Genomic DNA, 1715 nt, shown 5'->3' with positions numbered 1-1715 from the left:
GCCGCCGAGCTCGCGCAGTTGCTGACCGCGGTCGGGCAAGTGCCACCACCTCCGCATCTGCCGGTCGACGGCGGGCTGGCATTCCTGGACGAGGCCGCCCTCGGCTTCGTCATGCTCCATCGCGACGATGCGGACCTGGCGGCGGCACACCACCGGTTCTCCACCGCCCGCCTCGCCCTGCACCGGACTCAGGACGACCGAGCGAAGCGGCAGGGGTGGCAGGAAACGGCCACCGCCGCCGCACACCTGGCCGACCTCCTGACCGCGTTCGGGGACGAACGTGTGGGCAGGTGCACGAGGCAGACCGTCGAGGGCTGGGAGTGCTCAAGCCCGCTCGACCCGGTCACCGGGCGATGCGCGATGCCCCGCGCCACGTACGGCTTCTGGTTCAACGTCACCAGCGCCCCGCACCGCTTCGACGGCGAGGACACCATCACCGCTACCGTCGCGCGCCGGGCGCGCGCTGGCGATCCCGTCTGCCGGTGGATCGCGGACGACCCCGCCGCGCTCGCCTGGGTGGCCGACTCCTACGCCGCGGCGATCCGTGCCGTCCTGCCGGTCGGAGTGGAGATGCACCCCGCACGGTCGGATCGAGATCCCCCGATCGGTGAGGAATTCATCGGCCCGGCCCACCTTGACGATTGCAGCTGGCCCGCGACCTACCCCCGCACCCCCGCCGGCGGGCTGGATCTGCCCACCCTGCTGAGCCGGATCGACCTCGGCCAACTCCTTGTTCGCGCGCCTCGCCCCGCAGACCCTGATGACTAACCGCCGCCGTGGGGACATCCGACCCTGGCGACGCCCGTGCCATCGCCCAGGGCAGCATGAGCGGCCTGACCGACATCAAGCACGCTCAGTTCGCCGTGGTGCTGCAGACCATCAGAGCAGCCGGCTCCGGCCTGGAGGGATCGCGCGAAGGCCAGGAACGCGCCGACAGGCTGTGAATCGCGCTCCCGGGCATGTCCTCGCGCGAGCGTCGTTATGACGGGGGCACGAAGGAGAGCCGAGATGCTCACGTCGCGGCAGGAACCCCGCCCCTGCCGGACCCTCCGCCAGCCCGCGAGCCCCGCGATAGCGGAGCATGGCCAACGACCGAGAAGGAGATCATGGACGTCACCGCGCGCATCCTGACGGTCCTGCTGGAGCTGCCGGAGGACCACCTCGGCCTGTCACCGCTGGAGATCTGCGATCGAGCCGAACTGCCGATGGGTACGATACATCCCCAGCTGGCCCGTCTGGAGGGGCTGGAATGGATCACCAGCGCATGGGAAACGGGCACGCCGCCGCCCGGCCGCCCCCGGCGACGGCTGTACCGGCTGACGCCATTCGGTCGCGCCCGGGTACGGCAGGCCCTGGGCCACTACGACTCCGTGCCGGATGAGCTCCCTGCCGATCCCCCGGACACGCGCCCGTCGCCGCCGATGAACGTCTTCGGACACGCGCCACCACAGCAGGTGGCGTCCCTCCAGATCAGAGCACCGCTGGCCCGGATCAGCTTCGCCATTCTCCCTAGGGCTTCAGCCCGAGATCTTCCGCGAAAGAGAGATCGATGATGACCACCCGCGAGCGGGCTTCGCGCCGGGGCCGTCCCCTCCTGGGGTGGCTCAGCAATGGGCAGAAGGCCACCCTGGCCCGCGGCGCGGCCGGTCAGGCCATGGAGTCAGCCCATCCGATCACCTTGCGCTGGCTGGAGGCCCGCCAGCTCATCCGGCGCC

Annotated in this window: 3 protein-coding genes; all 3 read left to right on the top strand. The window is 71.0% G+C overall.

The window, feature by feature from the left end; translation table 11 throughout:
* A partial coding sequence (locus tag AB0J09_RS64080; protein ID WP_360714222.1) for a hypothetical protein occupies window positions 1–768 on the top strand: 768 nt, incomplete at its 5' end.
* An 8-nt stretch (window positions 769–776) separates the two neighbouring features.
* Complete coding sequence (locus tag AB0J09_RS64075) at window positions 777–944, top strand: hypothetical protein (RefSeq protein ID WP_360714220.1); 168 nt, start codon at window positions 777–779, stop codon at window positions 942–944.
* Between the two features lie 162 nt (window positions 945–1106).
* Window positions 1107–1553 carry a helix-turn-helix transcriptional regulator gene (locus AB0J09_RS64070; RefSeq protein ID WP_360714218.1) on the top strand — a complete coding sequence of 149 codons (447 nt, stop codon included), beginning with the start codon at window positions 1107–1109 and terminating at the stop codon, window positions 1551–1553.
* Window positions 1554–1715: the final 162 nt, after the last annotated feature.

Source organism: Nonomuraea sp. NPDC049784, from assembly GCF_040659615.1.
GTDB lineage: Bacteria > Actinomycetota > Actinomycetes > Streptosporangiales > Streptosporangiaceae > Nonomuraea.
Note: the sequence above shows the minus strand (reverse complement) of the source record. Positions and strands in the feature narration are given on the sequence as shown.